Here is a 16,977-nt window from a genome sequence, read left to right as displayed (position 1 = left end):
TCCCCCTGTTTTTAGACCCGGTCTTGTTGGAGGCGTCCATGAGGGTTCACGACAGAGGTGACCAGATTGCCCGCGAGGAAGAGTCCCTCTCTGCGCAGGCGGCAAAGAGCTCGCGGACAAGGGGTAGGGACATGCCCGAGGAGGAGGACTTCCTCAGGCCTTGCTACCAGCGCGACCGTGACCGCATCCTTCACTGCAAGAGCTTCAGGCGCCTTGCCAACAAGACCCAGGTCTTCCTTGCGCCCGAAGGCGACCACTACCGCACGCGGCTTACGCACACGCTTGAGGTGGCGCAGATTGCCCGCACCATTTCCCGTGCGCTTGGCTTGAACGAGGACCTGACTGAGGCAATTGCGCTTGGCCACGACCTTGGGCACACACCCTTTGGCCACTGCGGAGAGCGTGCCCTATCGCGTGCCATGGCACACTACCGCGGAATCGACCCTGAGTCCGAGCAGGGACGATACCTATTTCGCCACAACAAGCAGAGTGTGAGGCTCGTGGAGTTCCTTGAGAAGGACGGTCGTGGTCTCAACCTCACCTGGGAGGTGCGTGACGGCATCTTCTGCCATACGGGCTCGCAGCGTGCTCAGACTCTTGAGGGCAGGGTCGTGGCTTGCGCGGACCGCATTGCCTATGTCTGCCATGACATCGATGATGCCGAGCGTGCGGGTCTTCTTACCGAGAATGACCTGCCCCAACGTCCGCGCGAACTTCTTGGCGATAGCTCTTCGGAGCGCATAGACGTTATGGTCCGGGACATCTGCGCGGGCAGCGCTGCGGCCGGGGACATCCGCATGTCCGATGACGTTTGGGGCGCCATGATGGAGCTTCGTTCGTTCCTCTTCGAGTCGCTGTACACCAAGGGAGACGCCAAGGAGGAGGAACCCAAGGCCACGCGTATGATCGAGCTTCTCTTCGACCACCTGGTGAACCACCTGGATGAGGTTCCGGAGGAGTATCTCAAGCATGACTCCGATCATCCGGACGTGCAGGTGGCCGATTACGTCTCTGGCATGACCGACCGCTATGCCGTTCGCGTCTTTGAGGACCTCATGGTGCCCCGATCTTGGAAGGGCGTAATGGCGCGTGGTCGCTGAGAGCTTGGGCTACTTGGTGCGCATCTCTGCTACGCTTTTGAAGTCTTGCTCACAAGCAGGGAGGGGAGTATGGCTCCAAAGCATAGCCGTAAAACCGAGACAGGCACGGGGCGGGGGCTTCTCGTCGCTGCCTGCATATTCGTGGTGCTTGCCGTTGGGGTGCTCGTGCTTGCCGTGACCGGTCGGCTTCGCCCGTTTGTGGAGCAAGTGGCTCCTGGCTTGGCGGGGAAGCCAGACGTCCAAACCCAACAGCAGGACGCAAGCTCAGACACAGCTACATCGCAGGCGCTGGAACCCAAGTCCTACTCTGAATACAGCTGGGACGAGCTCACGCAGATTTCTGCCAAGATAGCCGCTGCTGCCACGGACAATGAGGGCCTGGAGATTGCGCGCGAGTACAACCTGGCAGATGCCACAGGGGTGCCTGTCAACGAGACGCGTGAGGTGGTTCTCGACGACAATACCCTTGCCTATGCGCGTATCGTGGGGTTCAGGCATGACCAGCGCGCCGATGGCTCGGGCATTGCGGGCATGACGCTCATGGTGTCAATGCTCTCTGAGCAGCCCATGGAGGCCTCCAACACCAACGAGGGAGGCTGGGAGTCTTCCGCCCTGAGGTCGTGGCTGGCAGGTGACGGCATGGCTCTCCTTCCGGACGACCTTGCGACGCATATCGTGAGCGTTGCGAAGGCAACCAACAATGCGGGCATAACGGCGGATTCCGCTTCAGTGACCCAGACCTCTGATTCCCTGTGGGCGTTCTCTGCAGTTGAGGTCTGCGGGCAAATCTCATGGTTCGAGGACGAGTTTGCCTCCGAGATTTCCTATACGGCGGGTCTTGATGCCGTCCTCAATGCAGAGGGGACGCAGTACCCGTACTTTGCTTCCAAAGGCGTCACAGATGAGACGGGGGGCTCTGGGGGCGCGCTTGCCCTTTCGTACAGAGGGTCCGCTCGCTCGTGGTGGTATCGCTCCGCCTATCCCCTGAACTATGCTGACACCAGCTCCAGCTCGTACTTCTTCAGGGTTAGCGAGACAGGATTTCCTTCCTCGGTCGGGCAGGCGGATTCGACGTCTGGTGTAGTTGCGGGATTCTGTATCTAGGGTATGCCTGTACGAGGTGCCGGGATTGATGCTCAAAGGTCGGACTCCCATCAAGTTATGTAGTTCTTGTCCGACAGGTCGTTGTGCTCTATAATTCTCGCTTGTGTGCAAGCCTATGTGTCGTTCGCATGTGCGTCGGCACCTCTAGTCTAGAGATGAGGAAGAGCATGGATTACATTCGCGCCATCGAGCGTCAGCAGATTCGTGAGGACATCCCCACGGTCCTGGTTGGCGACAACGTCAAGGTCCACTATCGCATCATCGAGGGTGACCGCACCCGCGAGCAGGTCTTCCAGGGCGATGTCATCCGCATGAGCGGTGCCGGGTCCCGCGAGACCTTCACCGTCCGCAAGATCAGCTTTGGCGTTGGCGTGGAGCGCACCTTCCCCCTTCACAGCCCCAAGATTGCCAAGCTCGAGGTTGTGCGTCATGGTGACGTGCGTCGTGCCAAGCTTTACTACCTCCGCGATCGAGTGGGCAAGGCTGCTCGCATTCCTGAGAAGCGCTAGGTTTTACCATCGTTCTGTATGGAGGGGCTGCCCAATGCGGGTGGCCCCTCTTCGCTATGAAGGCATAGTGCGTCCTACTCCTGGATTGGCTGGGCGCTCGTTGAGAGGGGTCCCATGGCAAGGTCTTCGGCGACGGCACATGAGGTGGCGGCGTTGTTTGCCTGTGCGGACGAGGACGAGTTTGACCGCCTTGATCAGCGATATGCCGATGACCCTCGCAAGCAGGTGCAGCACGCTCGTGAGGTTGCCCAGAAGCGTCTTGCCCGCGAGCGGGGTGAGCGCGAGCGCGTGCTGGGGATGTACGCAAAGGCTCGTGAGCTCGGCGGGCCGGGTCTCGTGCTTGGCGTGGACGAGGTGGGGCGTGGCGCGCTGGCGGGGCCTCTCACTGTGGCTGCGGTGGCGCTCCCTGACGATCCAATCGTCTGGGGCATAAACGACTCCAAGCAGCTTTCGCCTGCCCAGCGTGAGGTGCTTGCCGCGCGTATTGCAGACGTTGCCCTTGCCATTGGCATCGCGCACATAGAGCCGGAATCAATCGATGCCGTTGGCATGGCAGTTGCTCTTCGAATGGCCATGAAGCGCGCGATTGAGGATGCTGGCGTTGATGCCGATGCCGTACTCATTGACGGCAACCCCGTACACGTGAGCCCCAAGGAGGTTACTCTCGTTAAAGGAGACGCTCGCGTCTCGTGTATTGCGGCTGCCTCCATTGTGGCCAAGGTGACGAGAGACGCCCTGATGGTCTCGCTCGCAGAGGAGTATCCCGGATACCATCTTGCCGAGTGCAAGGGCTATGGGTCTCCCGAGCACATTGCTGCCATACGCGCGCATGGTCTTACTCCCATACATCGCGTTTCGTTCTGCGGGAACTTCCTCGAGACGCCTCCGCTTTTCTAGGATTTCTCAGCACAAATCTCTCTAGAAAAAATCTCACTCCGCACTTTGGTTTTGAAGGATTTCCCTAGGCTGGCGAATTCGAGGGTAGCAAGCTGGTCTTCTCTCATGAGGCATCGTTGAACCGTCGGCTGCATGCCAGCTCGATGTCCGCGCATCGTCAGATACTTGCAAGCTCTCGCTGTCATCATCGCTCTCCCGTTTGGTTGCGAGAAGGGAGTCGACGATGCGAGACACCACGTTTGGCGCACAGGGCATGCCTGGTTGGAGTAGGGAAAGCGGCCCCATCCACAGCGAGTATTGCTATGGACACATTGCCTGGGATCCCGATGAAGATGGCTTTGGCTATAGCGGTCAGAGCGAATCCAGGTATTTTGAGTTTGACGGGGCTGGCGATCCTAGCATTGGGCTCGACCTTCCTAGAAAACCCCTGGAGGAGTACACCACCAAGGAACTTGGAGTCAAGGGGGAAAGAATAGCTGCGAGCTACCTGGCATCCCACGGCTTCCGCATTCTCGAGATGAACTGGAGATGCAAGGCTGGTGAGGTGGATATTGTCGCCACGATGGATGAGCCGGACGAAGACCTTCGGCGCAGCGTAGTGCTCATTGAGGTAAAGACCAGGCTGGCACTGGGCGACGAGGCAGACTACATGCCGGAGATTGCCGTGGACCCCAAGAAGAGAAACAAGTACAGGTTGCTGGGCCTGCTCTATTTGGTCGATCACACCGATGTTGACTCGGTTCGATTTGACGTGGTCGCCGTTAACATCACCCGTGACGAGCACGCCGAGCTTCGCCACCTTGTCTGTGCCTTTAGTTGGGATGACTGATGGGAAGCCCAGACGTTCGCATTCCCACGGCAACGCTCAGGGGCGTGGAGGCGGTCCCCGTAACTGTCGAGGTGAGCGTTTCTGGGGGAATCCCGGGGCTCTCCATCGTGGGCATGCCAGACACCTCGGTTCTTGAGGCTAGGTCTAGAGTGCGTTGTGCGCTCAAGGCATGCGGATACAAGATTCCAAGACTCCATGTAACGGTGAACCTTGCGCCGGCCGAGATTCGCAAGACGGGAACCGCGTTTGATCTCCCAATTGCAGTCGCCGTGCTTGCCGTTACGGGCCAGATCCCACTTGATAGTCTCTCTAAGCTGCTCTTTGTTGGGGAGCTCGCGCTCGATGGGAGCGTTTGTCCTCCCAGAGGGGCGGTGGCATATGCTGCGCTTGCCGAGCGAGAAGGGTTCTCCCTTGTCTGCTCTGAGCAGACGAGGCTGCCTCTCGCGCTTTCAACGGGTGCCTATGGCATCTCGGAAATCTCGCGTCTGAAGGCTGGCGTTGGGGAGCTGCCCCTTCTGGGAACCCGGTTGGGTGCCAATGACCTTGATGTAGGCGATGGGGCCACCGGCTTAGACTTCTCCGATGTGGTTGACCAGGACATCCCCAAGCGAGCCATGGTCATAGCTGCAGCGGGGCGGCACGGGATGCTCATGGTGGGGCCACCGGGTTCGGGGAAGACCATGCTCGCCCGTAGGATGCCCACGATACTCCCGCCTCTATCAGATGCCGAGCGCTCCGAGGCCATGCTCATCCACTCGGTGGCTGGCCAATCCATTGCCACCCTCGAGCGAGGGGAGCGCCCCTTCCGTGCGCCGCATCACTCCATCTCGATGGGTGGTCTTGTCGGAGGAGGCAGGCCCGTTATGCCTGGAGAGGTTTCACTGGCCCATGGCGGGGTTCTCTTTCTGGATGAGCTCCCCGAGTTTGCCACCAACGTTCTTCAGTCACTGCGGCAGCCTCTTGAGGACCATGAGGTCCGGATTGTCCGGGTGGATGGCGTCTATGTCTTTCCTTGCGACTTTCAACTGATTGCCGCGGCCAATCCCTGCCCCTGCGGGCACCTTGGTGACGAAAAACACGAATGCACGTGCTCGCCAGCACGCATTGCCGCTTATCAGGGGCGAATCGGTGGACCACTCATGGACCGCATCGATGTGGTAGTCGACGTCCATAGGCCTGCCTCAACTGACGTGATTAGGGGGTCTCAGGGGGTTGGTTCCGCCGAGATGCTCGATCAGGTCATGGCAGCTCGGGAGTTTGCCTCCTGGCGTGAGGCCAGGGAGGAGGCTCACTATGGCACGTCGACCCAAGGCATTGCGCGGCTTGGTTTTGAACCGGATGCAAGCACCTTCTTTATCGACTCAGCCGAGAGGCTGGCGCTCGGTGGCAGAGGCATCGCCCGCGTGGGACGGGTGGCAAGAACCATCGCGGACATGGACGGTCACGAGCTTGTATCTCGCGACGATGTGGGCGAAGCCCTGCAATACCGTTCTAGGAGGCAGCTATGAGCGCTGACGGCATGCGCAAGACAAACTGTTGGGAAATGAGTGCCGAGGACGAAGGGTTTCCGGCCTCGCTTCTAGATCTTGATCCTGTCCCTGCAACGCTCTATGGAAGAGGAGACCCAGAGGTCCTCGGTGGTCCTTGCCTTTCTGTCATTGGCGCGAGGAGGGCTACTCCCTATGGGATAGCCGTTGCCGAGATGGCGGGTAGGGTTGCCGCCGAATGTGGCATTACCGTGGTCTCGGGCGGGGCGATGGGGTGTGACTGCGCCGCAGGGAGGGCTGCGCTGGAGGCCGGAGGCAAGACGGTTGTGGTTTCGGGCTGTGGTGCAGACATGGTCTACCCAGCGAGCTCTGCAGACGTCTACGCCGGTGCTGTGGCGACGGGTGGTGCCGTAGTGTCGCTCGAGCGTTGGGGGTCTCCGCCAAAGCGCTATGCCTTCCCAAAACGCAATGCCATCATTGCCGCGCTCTCGAACTGCCTCTTTGTCACTGAAGCCGGGATGCGCTCGGGTACCATGAGTACGGCAGACGTGGCGCTGGAACTTGGTCGCAAGGTCTACGGTATACCGGGGTCGATTTTCTCGCCGCTCTCAGCGGGGACGAACTGGCTCATCTCCGAAGGTGCGCGAGTCATCTGCGACGAGGCTTCGCTCGAAGCGGCCATATCCCTAGACTATGGTCGCCTTCGCTTCACCGATGCCCCGGGGAGACGCGAGGACCTTGGTCGGGTGCTCTCGGCGCTCGTCGCGTCGCCGTCTAGGGCAGATGACCTTGCATCGCGTTTGGGTGAGAGTGTCATTACCGTCCTGAGCGCACTTTCAGACTATGAGGCCGCCGGCGTGGTAACCAAGCTTCCAGATGGGCGGTACGCGCCCACGAGCGCGTTTTATTTGTCGCACAATGGTCTGGCTGGGGCCAAGGCGTCCCCGGCCGGAGCGAAGGAGGAGCATGGAGCAGACAGTTGACGTGGTTGGAGCGGGCCTTGCGGGAAGCGAGTGCGCACTACAGCTTGCCGACAGGGGCGTGAGGGTTCGGCTCCACGAGCAGCGGCCCGTGCACATGTCACCCGCGCACCATACCGACCGCTTTGCGGAGCTCGTGTGCTCAAACTCCCTGAAGTCCACCAAGCCGGAGACCGCAGCTGGCGTCCTCAAGTGGGAGCTCGGCGCCATGGGGTGCCGCCTTCTGCCTCTTGCCCAAGAGTGCTCCGTGCCCGCAGGGGGCGCCCTGGCGGTCGATCGCGAGAGGTTCTCGGATGCCGTGACCAATGCCGTCATGTCACACCCGCTCATCGAGGTCGTGAGGGAGGAGGTCACGCGGATTTCAGAGGGACCATCGGTCATTGCCGCCGGCCCGCTCTGCTCCGACGCACTCTTCGAGGCAATCTCGCAGGCCGTGGGGGAGGGGTCGATGTCTTTCTTCGATGCCGCCGCCCCCATTGTCTCTGCCGAAAGTATCGACCGCTCCATTGCGTTCTCGCAGTCTCGCTACGAGGAGGGCGGCGCCGGCGACTACCTCAACTGCCCCATGGAGCGAGACGAGTACGACGCCTTCGTGGATGCGCTGCTCTCTGCTGACCGCGTCATCTCTCGCGACTTCGAGCAGAAAGACCTCTTCTGCGCGTGCCAGCCCATAGAGGAGGTTGCGCGTACGGGGCATGACTCCATCCGTTTTGGCGCGCTCAAACCCGTGGGCCTTACCGACCCAAGGACTGGCCGTCGTCCCTGGGCTGCGGTGCAGCTCCGAGCCGAGAACGCCCAGCGCACCGCCTACAACCTTGTGGGATTCCAGACCAACCTCACCTGGCCGGAGCAGCGGCGCGTCTTTAGGATGATTCCGGGTCTCGCCCAGGCGGAGTTTCTCCGCTATGGCGTCATGCACCGCAACTCGTTTGTTGACTCGCCGCACGCCCTCGACGCAACCTTTGCCATCCCCGGCTCCCACACGCGGCTTGCGGGGCAGATAACGGGGACGGAGGGTTATGTCGAGGCCATAGCGTCGGGCCTTCTCGCTGCGCTCAACACGTACGCGGAGCTCTCTGGGCTGCCCTATCCGGCGCTACCCCAGACCGGCACGTTGGGTTCGCTTGTTGCGTATGCCACGAATCCGGCAACCGTGGGATACCAGCCCATGCACGTGAACTTTGGGCTGGTCCCGCCTCTGGAGGACGCACCAAGGCGAAAGGACGACCGCCGTCGTCGCATGGCCGAGCGCGCACGCACCGACATGGCGGCGTTTGTGGAGGAGAGACGGGACCTCTTTCCCGGGACTGGGCAGGGTATCGCATCATGAGCCCCAAGCGTGACAGCGTCCGTGTCGCCAAGAACCAGGCGGAGTCAGCGGATCACGCTCCACTTGGGGCAAGCGTGCTGCTCGAGGAGCGGCGTGCCTTCCTCGCATACCTTGGGCAGGTCCGTGGCCTCTCAGAGAACACCGTGAAGGCGTATCGGGCAGACCTGGCGTCCTTTGCCTCGTGGGCAGAGCGCTCTCGCGTGGAACCCCTCCATGCGACCCACCGTGACCTTCGCGGGTTTCTTGCCGACCTCAATCGTGCGGGCTACACGGTCCGTACGGTTGACAGGCGCCTCTCGGCCGTTCGCGACTTCTATGGGTGGATGCTCCGAGAGGGAATCTGCTCGGTGGACCCCGCGGCCGCGCTCGCCACGCCCAAAGGGGCCCGACGCCTCCCCAAGACCATGTCCGACGAGGACGTACGGAAGCTCCTTGCCACCTGCGACACGGACGATGCCACGGGTGTGAGGGACCGAGCGTTCTTGGAGCTGCTCTACGCCTCCGGTGCCCGCATCTCCGAAGTTTCGCGCCTCGACGTTGGGTCGGTGGACTTTGGTAGGTGCCAGGTTACGCTCTTTGGCAAGGGCTCTAAAGAGCGAATCGTTCCCCTCTACGAGGTGGCGCTCGACTGGGTGAGGCGCTATCTCGACGAGACGCGCCCTTTGCTGGCCTCCGCTGCCAGGGGAGAGGAGGCCGAGGGTCCATATGGAGCGCTTTTCCTTTCCACGCGGGGCAGGCGCATGAGCGCCGATGCCCTGCGAACCGTTTTCGAGACTCACGTGCGCATCGCGCGGCTTGACCCAACGCTCACGCCCCACGCTATGCGGCACACCTATGCCACCGAGCTCGTCTCAGGCGGTGCCGACCTTCGAAGCGTTCAGGAGCTTCTGGGCCACGAGAGCCTCTCAACCACGCAGGTCTACACGCACCTCTCGGTGGAGAAGCTCAAAGACGCGGCGCGGCAGGCACACCCAAGGGCGCAGTAAGGAGACGAGACGCGCCAAAATCAAGGTAAAACGGTGAACGCGGACAGGTCTTACACGCTGCTTGCCCGAGTTGACTTTTACCTGCTATACTCTTCAATCGCTGTGCAGATGCCCAGCATGTCGCTACCAGGCGGCAACATCACACACGCGCGACGACTCGAAGGCCGTGGTGCCCCAGGCTCTAAGCCAGGCCAGGGGTGGTACTTCGGGGATGACATCGCGCGGAGGACCAACCAATGGAGGTCAAACATGGCTGCTAAGGTTACTATCCAGACCCTTCTCGACGCAGGCTGCCACTACGGTCACCAGACCCGCCGCTGGAACCCCAAGATGAAGCCGTACATCTTTGGCGAGCGCAACGGCATCTACATCCTCGACCTCAAGCAGACCCTCATCGACGCTGACAAGGCCTACACCTTCCTGCGTGAGACCGCTGCCAAGGGCGGCAAGGTCCTCTTCGTCGGCACCAAGAAGCAGGCCCAGGAGCCCATCCAGACCCAGGCCGAGCGCGCCAACATGCCCTACATCAACCAGCGCTGGCTCGGCGGCATGCTCACCAACTTCGTGACCATGCGCTCCCGCATTGCCCGCATGGAGGAGCTCGAGGCCATGGTCGAGGACGGCCGCATGAACGCGCTGCCCAAGAAGGAGCAGGCCCTGCTCACCAAGGAGCTTGACAAGCTCCAGAAGAACCTCGGCGGCGTCCGCGACATGACCGCCCTGCCGCAGGCCATCTTCGTCGTCGACACCAAGCGCGAGGAGATTGCCGTCCGCGAGGCCAACCGTCTGCACATCCCCGTTGTTGGTCTGCTCGACACCAACTCCGACCCTGACGTCATCGACTACGGCGTGCCTGCCAACGACGACGCTATCCGCTCCGTCTCGCTTATGTGCGAGCTTGCTGCCGACGCCGTTCTCGCTGGCACCGGCGAGACTCAGGTGACCGCAGAGGAGATGCAGACCGGCGAGGCTTCTGCTCCCGTCGCGACCGAGGAGGCCGCCGCTCCTGCCGCCGAGGCTCCCGCGGCTGAGTAGCCCTCGTTTTCTCTCACACCAACCAACCCCTTTAGGAGGTTCACATGGCAAAGATTTCCGCCGCTCTTGTCAAGCAGCTCCGCGAGATGACCGACTCCCCCATGATGGAGTGCAAGAAGGCCCTCGTCGAGGCCGATGGCGACCTTGACAAGGCCGTCGACGTCCTCCGCAAGATGGGCCTTGCCAAGGCCGTCAAGCGCGCTGGTCGCGAGACCAACGAGGGCACCATCGCCATCTACGTCTCTGACGATGCCAAGCTCGCTGCCATGGTCGAGCTCACCTGCGAGACCGACTTCGTGGGCACCAATGGCAAGTTCAAGGACTTTGCGCACTCCGTGGCCGAGGTCGTCGCCAAGAACGACCCCGCTGACGTCGACGCCCTCAAGGCCTGCGCCATGGGCGAGGGCACCGTCGAGTCCGAGCTCACCGAGATGATTCACGTCATCGGCGAGAACATGAAGATCAACCGCTTCGCCCGTCTTACCGCTGAGAACGGCGCCATCGGCTGCTACATCCACCACGATGGCAAGCATGCCGACATGGTGAGCTTCTCCTTCTCGAAGTCTGAGACCGCAGAGGCTGCTGAGTTCAAGACCTTCGCGCACGATGTTGCCATGCAGGTTGTCGCCAGCAACCCCGTCTCCGCCGTGCGCGAGGATGTCCCTCAGGACGTCATCGACCACGAGATGGGCATCTACAAGGCGCAGGCTGCCGAGTCTGGCAAGCCCGAGGCCATCCAGGAGAAGATTGCCCTCGGCAAGCTTGAGAAGTTCTACAAGGAGAACGTCCTCACCGAGCAGGTGTTTGTGAAGGACTCCAACGAGACCATCTCCTCCCTTGCGAAGAAGGTCTCCAAGTCCCTCGGCGACGACATCAAGGTTGTCACCTTCGTGCGCTTCAACTTCGGCGAGTAGCCTGCGCGGTCTCATAAGAAGTCGTCTTTATTGCCCCGGCTGGCACACCGCCCGCCGGGGCTTTTCCTTGTGTTGCGCCCAGATTTTGGCCCTTGACGTGTCCTCCGTATGCAGAGACCTTACACTCGCCGAGGATGCGGGGGCGCCTCCTCGGCGCTCTGATAGAATCGGTGGGGTTACGGCTGTGCCATATGACGGCCGCGACGTCCCGACGAATGGAGGATGGCTTGTCGACCTACAAGTACCAGCGCGTTCTTCTTAAGCTTTCTGGCGAAGCCCTCATGGGCGACCAGGCCTTTGGCATTGATCCCAAGGTACCGCAGAGACTTGCCGAGGAGATCAAGCCCGTGTGGGAGGACGGAGTGCAGGTTGCCGTTGTCGTGGGTGGTGGCAACATCTTCCGTGGCATCCAGGGTGCCGCCGCTGGCATGGATCGCGCTCAGGGCGACAACATGGGCATGCTCGCAACGGTTATTAACGCCCTTTCGCTCCAGGATTGCTTCGAGCGTAACGGCATGGATTGCCGCGTCATGAGCGCCATCGAGATGCATCAAGTGTGCGAGACTTACATCCGTCGCCGTGCAATCAGGCACCTCGAGAAGGGGCGTATCGTCATCTTTGCTGCCGGTACGGGTAACCCCTACTTCACCACGGACACCGCAGCCGCCCTGCGCGCTTGCGAGATTGGCGCCGAGGTGCTCATGAAGGCGACCAAGGTCGACGGCATCTACGATGCCGACCCCGTCACTCACCCCGAGGCTACCAAGTTCGATACCATCACCTACAAGGAGGTCCTCGCTCGCGACCTCAAGGTCATGGATGCAACCGCCACTGCGCTCTGCCACGACAACAAGATGCCCATCATGGTCTTTGATATGGGGCAGAACGGCGTCTTTATGAGCGCGCTCGCGGGTGAGAACGTGGGTACCACCGTCATTGAGGAGGACCAAGCATGAGCCAGTACACCGACAAGGCAAAGAAGCACATGGACAAGTGCCTGGAGGCCCTCCAGGCGAACTTCTCACGCGTTCGCACCGGCCGTGCGAACCCCCACATCCTTGATCCCATCAAGGTTGACTACTATGGGCAGCCAACTCCTATCACGCAGCTTGCCGGCGTGAAGGTCCCCGAGGCATCCATGATGGTCATCGAGCCGTGGGACAAGAGCGCCCTCAAGAGCATCGAGAAGGCCATTGAGGCCTCTGACCTAGGCATCACGCCTTCCAACGACGGCGTCACCATCCGTCTGCCGTTCCCCAAGCCCACCGAGGAGCGCCGCCGCGAGCTTGCTCGCGAGTGCAAGGACATAGCCGAGGAGGCGCGCGTCTCCATTCGCAATGTCCGTCGCGACACCAACAACAAGCTCGATCGCGATGAGGAGCTCTCGGAGGACGAGGTCTCCCGCGAGAAGAAGGCCGTCCAGAAGCTCACGGATGACTACGTCAAGCGCGTCGACGCCATGCTCAAGGAGAAGACCGCCGAAGTCATGGAGATCTAGGTGGATATAGACGAGAAGAAGCTCGGGGAATACTACGCCAATCCCCCCGAGGACATAAGCCTTGCCGACGTTGACCTGGAGCGCATTCCCCACCACGTCTCAATCATCATGGATGGCAACGGTCGCTGGGCACAGGCTCGCGGCCTTGACCGTTCTGAGGGGCACGTGGCGGGAGTCGACTCGCTGCGCGAGGCTGTCACCACCAGCGTGAGGCTCGGCCTCGACGTGCTTTCGGTGTATGCCTTCTCAACAGAGAACTGGCGGCGTCCGCAGCATGAGGTTGACCTTCTTATGCACCTCTTTGCCACCACGCTCTTGAACGAGCTTCCGCTCTTCCATCAAGAGAACGTGCAGCTGCGCTTCTTTGGCGACATTGACGCCCTTCCCAAAGAGACGGCCGATGTCTTTCGCGAGGGCCTTGCCCAGACGGCAGACCACACGGGTATGACGTTTGCGCTTGCAGTGAACTACGGCTCTAGGGCAGAGATTGCGCGCGCTGCTCGTGAGCTTGCAAGTGAGGTCGCCGCAGGCACCTTGCGTCCTGAGGACATAGACGAGAGTGTCATCTCTTCTCGGCTTTACACCGCCGGGCTTCCCGATCCTGAGCTTCTCATTCGCACGTCGGGTGAGATGCGTCTCTCCAACTACCTGCTTTGGCAGCTCGCCTACACCGAGTTCTACGTGACTCCCACCCTGTGGCCCGATTTCTCGCGCTGGGACTTCCTGCGGGCAGTCAAGGCCTTTCAGGGACGCCACCGTCGGTTTGGGGGTGTCACCGAGCGTTGAGCGAGAAGGGCCCAGACAGCGGGCGGGACAAGCGCGAGAGCGTTGGCATCGACCGCCACATCGACAAGCTTGAGAACAGGCGCAACGCCAAGGAGGCACAGCGTACTGCTGGTGCCCTTGCTGGGCAGCGCGCACGTGGGTGGACGGAACGTCTGCTCACGCGCACTACTTCGGGCGCCATCTATGCCATTGTCGTTCTCGTCTGTCTCTACCTGGGACCCTTTGCCACAACGCTTATGATTAGCGCCATGGGGTGGCTCTGCTGCTCGGAGTTCTTCCGCATCGCTCGTATGGGCGGTCGCATGCCCAACGAGGGCGTTGGCCTTGCCGCTGCGGTGCTGTTTCCCCTTGCTGCCTACGGGTATGGCCTGAGGGGTCTTGTCATCATTCTCTTCCTGCTCCTTGCGGCGTGCGCGGCTTGGTACGTCTTCACCCCGCGTGCCAACGTGGGGGATGTGGCAATTACGGTATTTGGACCGCTCTACACCTCGCTTACTTTCTCGAGCCTGGTCCTTGTCCGCATCATCGACAAGGGTTTCATGGGAGCCACCCTCACCTTTGGCGTCATGCTCTCCATCTGGGCAAACGATGCCATGGCGTACGCCATTGGCTCGAGGTTTGGGGTCCACAAGCTGGCGCCGCGCATCTCTCCGCACAAGAGCTGGGAGGGCTTCTACGGAGGGATAGTTGCCTCCGTGATTATCTGGGCTATTCTCGCTGCCTTTGGAGTAGCTGGCCTTGAGATGCCGCTTGCCATACTGGGCGGGCTTCTTGTAGGCATAGCGGGCGTCGTGGGTGACCTCTTTGAGTCTCGCCTCAAGCGCGGCGTGGGCGTCAAGGACTCCGGTAACCTCATGCCCGGTCACGGTGGCCTTCTCGATAGATCTGACTCCATGCTCTTTGGCAGCATGGCTGCATACTTCGTACTTTTCTTTGGGGGAATTCTATGAGTTTGTTTGAGCGTCCTGGAGCGCGCTCCCCACGGCCGCATGTTCTTCGAGTTGCGGTCCTTGGGTGCTCTGGCTCCATCGGTATGCAGACGCTCGACGTATGCCGTCAGCATGCCGATCGCCTAAAGGTGGTTGCGCTCTCTGTGAACTCGTCCTGCGAGCGGCTTGTTGAGGCTGCTCGCGAGTTTGGTGCCACTCACCTTGCCGTTGCGGACGCCTCCCGTAAGGGTGACGTAGCGCTTGAGGAGGTTCCGTCTGGATGCGAGCTTGGCTTTGGCCCAGATGCGGTCACGGAACTCGCTGAGCTTCCCGACGTCGATTGCGTGGTTAACGCCGTGGTTGGCGAGGCGGGCATGGCAGCTGGCTATGCGGCGCTCAAGGCCGACAAAATTCTTGCCTATGCAAACAAAGAGTCGATCGTTGTGGCCGGCGACCTTCTCATGCCGCTTGCCAAGCCTGGCAAGCTCATTCCCGTTGACTCCGAGCACAGTGCCATCTACCAGTGCCTTGTTGGCGAGAGGGACCAGGACATCAATCGGATCTGGCTCACCTGCTCGGGTGGGCCCTTCTATGGCATGACCAGAAGCCAGCTTTCTCGCGTGACGCCGGGAGACGCCCTCGCGCACCCCACGTGGACCATGGGTCCCAAGATCACCATCGACTCTGCGACGCTCACCAACAAGGGACTAGAGGTCATCGAGGCCCACCACCTCTTTGGCGTGAGCATTGATGACATCCACGTGCTTGTGCAGCGCCAGAGCCGCATCCACTCGATGGTCGAGTTTGCAGACGGCTCGGTTAAGGCCCAACTCGGACCCTCTGACATGCGCATTCCCATACAGTACGCGCTCAGCTATCCGGAGCGATGGTCTGCCCCAACGGTCCCTGTGGACTGGTGCCACGAGGCCCCCGTTACCTTTGGCGAGGCAGACGAGAAGACCTTTGGGTGCCTCGCCCTGATCAAGGAGGCTGGTCGCATCTCCGGAACCATGCCGTGCGCCGCCAACGCCGCCAACGAGGTCGCCAACGCGGCGTTCAGGGCAGGGGAGTGCGGCTTCCTCGACATTGAGCGCATCATCTCTTCCGTTATGAAAGCCACGAAGGCGGTTCCCGTCGACAACCTGGCACAGCTCGCTGAGGTGGACGCCAGGTCGCGGCAGCTTGCGCGCTCCTTCATCGGGGAAGTTCGCACATGACGGGGGCTGTCTCGGCAATCTTCTGGGGCGTGGTGGTTCTCTCACTTCTCGTCTTTGTGCATGAGGGCGGTCACTACCTGGCTGCCCGCGCGTGCGGCGTGCGTGTGACCGAGTTCTTTCTTGGCATGCCGTGCCGATTCAAGCTATCGCACAAGAGCAAGGACCACGGTACCGAGATTGGCGTGACCCCCATCCTGCTTGGCGGGTATACGCGAATCTGTGGCATGGAGAACTCTGGCGACGAGCTCCTTGGTTCGGCGCTCATGGCCGTGCAGCGCGCCGGCAGGATTTCCGTGAGCGATCTGGCCTCCCAGCTGGGCTGCGACGTCGATAGGGCATACGGGCTTCTCGCAACGCTCGCTGACTGGGCCGCCGTGAGGCCCTACTATGATCCGGCGCTTGGCGAGCACGAGGGCCAGTCGGACTGGCCTGCGAGCTTCGAGACGCTCCGGCGTGATGCCAGCCTGCGCACCGAGTACGACCGTGGGCACGACTTCTCACAGGCAGGAACCACAAACTACGGTGAGCCACGTGACCCCGGCATGGGTGCGGCCGAGTTCCTCGCGCGCGAGCGTGGGCGCACCTACCTTGGGTGCGGCTTCTGGCGCCGGTGCGCCATGCTCCTTGCCGGCCCCGTGGTGAATTTGCTCGTGGCGCTCGTCGTGGTCACGGCCTCCTTCATGGTCATGGGCGTGCAGGTTGCATCGAATGAGCCAGTAATTGGCAGCGTCTCCCCGGGGTCCTTTGCTGAGGCGGCTGGCATTGAGGCGGGCGACCGCATCACGGCCGTGGATGGCGAATCCGTCTCCACGTATGAGGACCTGGTTGCCGCCATCAAGCCGTACCTCGAGTCTGGCACCGACTTTTCGCTTGACTACGAACGCGATAACACTACGTATGAGACCACGGTCGACCTTGTTGATGGCCAGGCCGCAGAGTACCTGGGAATCACCAATCAGGCCTACACCTACTATCCCTCGCTCGGAGAGGCGATTCGTGGGTCTGTGGCGTACGGTGGACTGGTAGCGGAGTATGCCGTGAAGCTCATCGTGCCCACGCACACCATGGAGGTACTCGACCAATCCAGCTCTGTTGTGGGTATCTCGGTCATGGCATCCGAGGCGGCCTCGGCTGGCGTTCCCACGCTCGCCTTCTTCATTGGTGCCATCTCGATGTCGCTCGGCTTTATGAACCTGCTGCCAATTGCACCGCTTGACGGCGGCAAAATTCTCATCGAGATAATCCAGGCCATCTCCAGGCGCCAGGTCTCCGCGCGTGCGCAGACCATCGTGAGCTACGTGGGCCTTGCGTTCTTCCTCTTCGTCTTTGTCGTGGCTATGAGAAACGACATCGTGACCTTTGTGATTGGCGGCTGA

The 16,977-nt window shown here is 61.3% G+C and carries 17 protein-coding genes; all 17 read left to right on the top strand.

Annotated elements, in window-relative coordinates; all coding sequences use genetic code 11:
- Positions 1-38 precede the first annotated feature (38 nt).
- The 17 genes from AUL39_RS05360 to AUL39_RS05275 all read left to right on the top strand — a co-directional run bounded on the left by AUL39_RS05360 (position 39) and on the right by AUL39_RS05275 (position 16,977).
- Positions 39-1,100, top strand: coding sequence for a deoxyguanosinetriphosphate triphosphohydrolase (locus AUL39_RS05360; RefSeq protein WP_059054456.1), 1,062 nt, complete (start codon positions 39-41; stop codon positions 1,098-1,100).
- A 69-nt stretch (positions 1,101-1,169) separates the two neighbouring features.
- Positions 1,170-2,204 carry a DUF6273 domain-containing protein gene (locus tag AUL39_RS05355; protein ID WP_059054453.1) on the top strand — a complete coding sequence of 345 codons (1,035 nt, stop codon included), beginning with the start codon at positions 1,170-1,172 and terminating at the stop codon, positions 2,202-2,204.
- A 167-nt stretch (positions 2,205-2,371) separates the two neighbouring features.
- Positions 2,372-2,713, top strand: coding sequence for a 50S ribosomal protein L19 (rplS, locus tag AUL39_RS05350; RefSeq protein ID WP_059054451.1), 342 nt, complete (start codon positions 2,372-2,374; stop codon positions 2,711-2,713).
- 114 nt (positions 2,714-2,827) lie between these two features.
- Positions 2,828-3,610 carry a ribonuclease HII gene (locus tag AUL39_RS05345; RefSeq protein WP_059054449.1) on the top strand — a complete coding sequence of 261 codons (783 nt, stop codon included), beginning with the start codon at positions 2,828-2,830 and terminating at the stop codon, positions 3,608-3,610.
- 223 nt (positions 3,611-3,833) lie between these two features.
- Positions 3,834-4,439 carry a YraN family protein gene (locus AUL39_RS05335; RefSeq protein ID WP_059054445.1) on the top strand — a complete coding sequence of 202 codons (606 nt, stop codon included), beginning with the start codon at positions 3,834-3,836 and terminating at the stop codon, positions 4,437-4,439.
- Positions 4,439-5,947 (top strand): YifB family Mg chelatase-like AAA ATPase, encoded by a 1,509-nt coding sequence (locus AUL39_RS05330; RefSeq protein WP_059054442.1) that lies wholly within the window; start codon positions 4,439-4,441, stop codon positions 5,945-5,947. The genes AUL39_RS05335 and AUL39_RS05330 overlap by 1 nt, the downstream gene beginning before the upstream one ends.
- A complete protein-coding gene (locus AUL39_RS05325; RefSeq protein WP_059054440.1) occupies positions 5,944-6,909 on the top strand; it encodes a DNA-processing protein DprA in 966 nt (321 codons plus the stop codon). Before AUL39_RS05330 ends, AUL39_RS05325 begins: the two co-directional genes overlap by 4 nt.
- Positions 6,893-8,236 carry a methylenetetrahydrofolate--tRNA-(uracil(54)-C(5))-methyltransferase (FADH(2)-oxidizing) TrmFO gene (trmFO, locus tag AUL39_RS05320; protein WP_059054438.1) on the top strand — a complete coding sequence of 448 codons (1,344 nt, stop codon included), beginning with the start codon at positions 6,893-6,895 and terminating at the stop codon, positions 8,234-8,236. Before AUL39_RS05325 ends, trmFO begins: the two co-directional genes overlap by 17 nt.
- Positions 8,233-9,222: a tyrosine recombinase XerC gene (locus AUL39_RS05315; RefSeq protein WP_082667261.1), complete on the top strand. Its 990-nt coding sequence runs from the start codon at positions 8,233-8,235 to the stop codon at positions 9,220-9,222. Before trmFO ends, AUL39_RS05315 begins: the two co-directional genes overlap by 4 nt.
- Positions 9,223-9,471: 249 nt before the next feature.
- Positions 9,472-10,257 (top strand): 30S ribosomal protein S2, encoded by a 786-nt coding sequence (gene rpsB, locus AUL39_RS05310; RefSeq protein ID WP_059054436.1) that lies wholly within the window; start codon positions 9,472-9,474, stop codon positions 10,255-10,257.
- 44 nt (positions 10,258-10,301) lie between these two features.
- On the top strand, positions 10,302-11,171 hold the full coding sequence (gene tsf, locus AUL39_RS05305; protein ID WP_059054434.1) for a translation elongation factor Ts: 870 nt from the start codon (positions 10,302-10,304) through the stop codon (positions 11,169-11,171).
- A 227-nt stretch (positions 11,172-11,398) separates the two neighbouring features.
- Complete coding sequence (gene pyrH / locus AUL39_RS05300) at positions 11,399-12,127, top strand: UMP kinase (protein ID WP_059054431.1); 729 nt, start codon at positions 11,399-11,401, stop codon at positions 12,125-12,127.
- Positions 12,124-12,669: a ribosome recycling factor gene (frr, locus tag AUL39_RS05295; protein ID WP_059054429.1), complete on the top strand. Its 546-nt coding sequence runs from the start codon at positions 12,124-12,126 to the stop codon at positions 12,667-12,669. Before pyrH ends, frr begins: the two co-directional genes overlap by 4 nt.
- Positions 12,670-13,455 carry an isoprenyl transferase gene (locus AUL39_RS05290; RefSeq protein ID WP_059054426.1) on the top strand — a complete coding sequence of 262 codons (786 nt, stop codon included), beginning with the start codon at positions 12,670-12,672 and terminating at the stop codon, positions 13,453-13,455.
- Positions 13,452-14,405, top strand: coding sequence for a phosphatidate cytidylyltransferase (locus AUL39_RS05285; protein ID WP_059054425.1), 954 nt, complete (start codon positions 13,452-13,454; stop codon positions 14,403-14,405). The genes AUL39_RS05290 and AUL39_RS05285 overlap by 4 nt, the downstream gene beginning before the upstream one ends.
- Positions 14,402-15,601: a 1-deoxy-D-xylulose-5-phosphate reductoisomerase gene (dxr, locus tag AUL39_RS05280; protein WP_059054423.1), complete on the top strand. Its 1,200-nt coding sequence runs from the start codon at positions 14,402-14,404 to the stop codon at positions 15,599-15,601. The genes AUL39_RS05285 and dxr overlap by 4 nt, the downstream gene beginning before the upstream one ends.
- Positions 15,598-16,977: a site-2 protease family protein gene (locus AUL39_RS05275; RefSeq protein WP_059054421.1), complete on the top strand. Its 1,380-nt coding sequence runs from the start codon at positions 15,598-15,600 to the stop codon at positions 16,975-16,977. The genes dxr and AUL39_RS05275 overlap by 4 nt, the downstream gene beginning before the upstream one ends.

This window comes from Tractidigestivibacter scatoligenes (assembly GCF_001494635.1).
Classification (GTDB): domain Bacteria; phylum Actinomycetota; class Coriobacteriia; order Coriobacteriales; family Atopobiaceae; genus Tractidigestivibacter; species Tractidigestivibacter scatoligenes.
Note: the sequence above shows the minus strand (reverse complement) of the source record. Positions and strands in the feature narration are given on the sequence as shown.

Coding starts and splice junctions, on each gene's coding strand:
- AUL39_RS05360 (WP_059054456.1), top strand. CDS start 39: ATGAGGGTTCACGACAGAGGTGACCAGATTGCCCGCGAGGAAGAGTCC.
- AUL39_RS05355 (WP_059054453.1), top strand. CDS start 1,170: ATGGCTCCAAAGCATAGCCGTAAAACCGAGACAGGCACGGGGCGGGGG.
- rplS (WP_059054451.1), top strand. CDS start 2,372: ATGGATTACATTCGCGCCATCGAGCGTCAGCAGATTCGTGAGGACATC.
- AUL39_RS05345 (WP_059054449.1), top strand. CDS start 2,828: ATGGCAAGGTCTTCGGCGACGGCACATGAGGTGGCGGCGTTGTTTGCC.
- AUL39_RS05335 (WP_059054445.1), top strand. CDS start 3,834: ATGCGAGACACCACGTTTGGCGCACAGGGCATGCCTGGTTGGAGTAGG.
- AUL39_RS05330 (WP_059054442.1), top strand. CDS start 4,439: ATGGGAAGCCCAGACGTTCGCATTCCCACGGCAACGCTCAGGGGCGTG.
- AUL39_RS05325 (WP_059054440.1), top strand. CDS start 5,944: ATGAGCGCTGACGGCATGCGCAAGACAAACTGTTGGGAAATGAGTGCC.
- trmFO (WP_059054438.1), top strand. CDS start 6,893: ATGGAGCAGACAGTTGACGTGGTTGGAGCGGGCCTTGCGGGAAGCGAG.
- AUL39_RS05315 (WP_082667261.1), top strand. CDS start 8,233: ATGAGCCCCAAGCGTGACAGCGTCCGTGTCGCCAAGAACCAGGCGGAG.
- rpsB (WP_059054436.1), top strand. CDS start 9,472: ATGGCTGCTAAGGTTACTATCCAGACCCTTCTCGACGCAGGCTGCCAC.
- tsf (WP_059054434.1), top strand. CDS start 10,302: ATGGCAAAGATTTCCGCCGCTCTTGTCAAGCAGCTCCGCGAGATGACC.
- frr (WP_059054429.1), top strand. CDS start 12,124: ATGAGCCAGTACACCGACAAGGCAAAGAAGCACATGGACAAGTGCCTG.
- dxr (WP_059054423.1), top strand. CDS start 14,402: ATGAGTTTGTTTGAGCGTCCTGGAGCGCGCTCCCCACGGCCGCATGTT.
- AUL39_RS05275 (WP_059054421.1), top strand. CDS start 15,598: ATGACGGGGGCTGTCTCGGCAATCTTCTGGGGCGTGGTGGTTCTCTCA.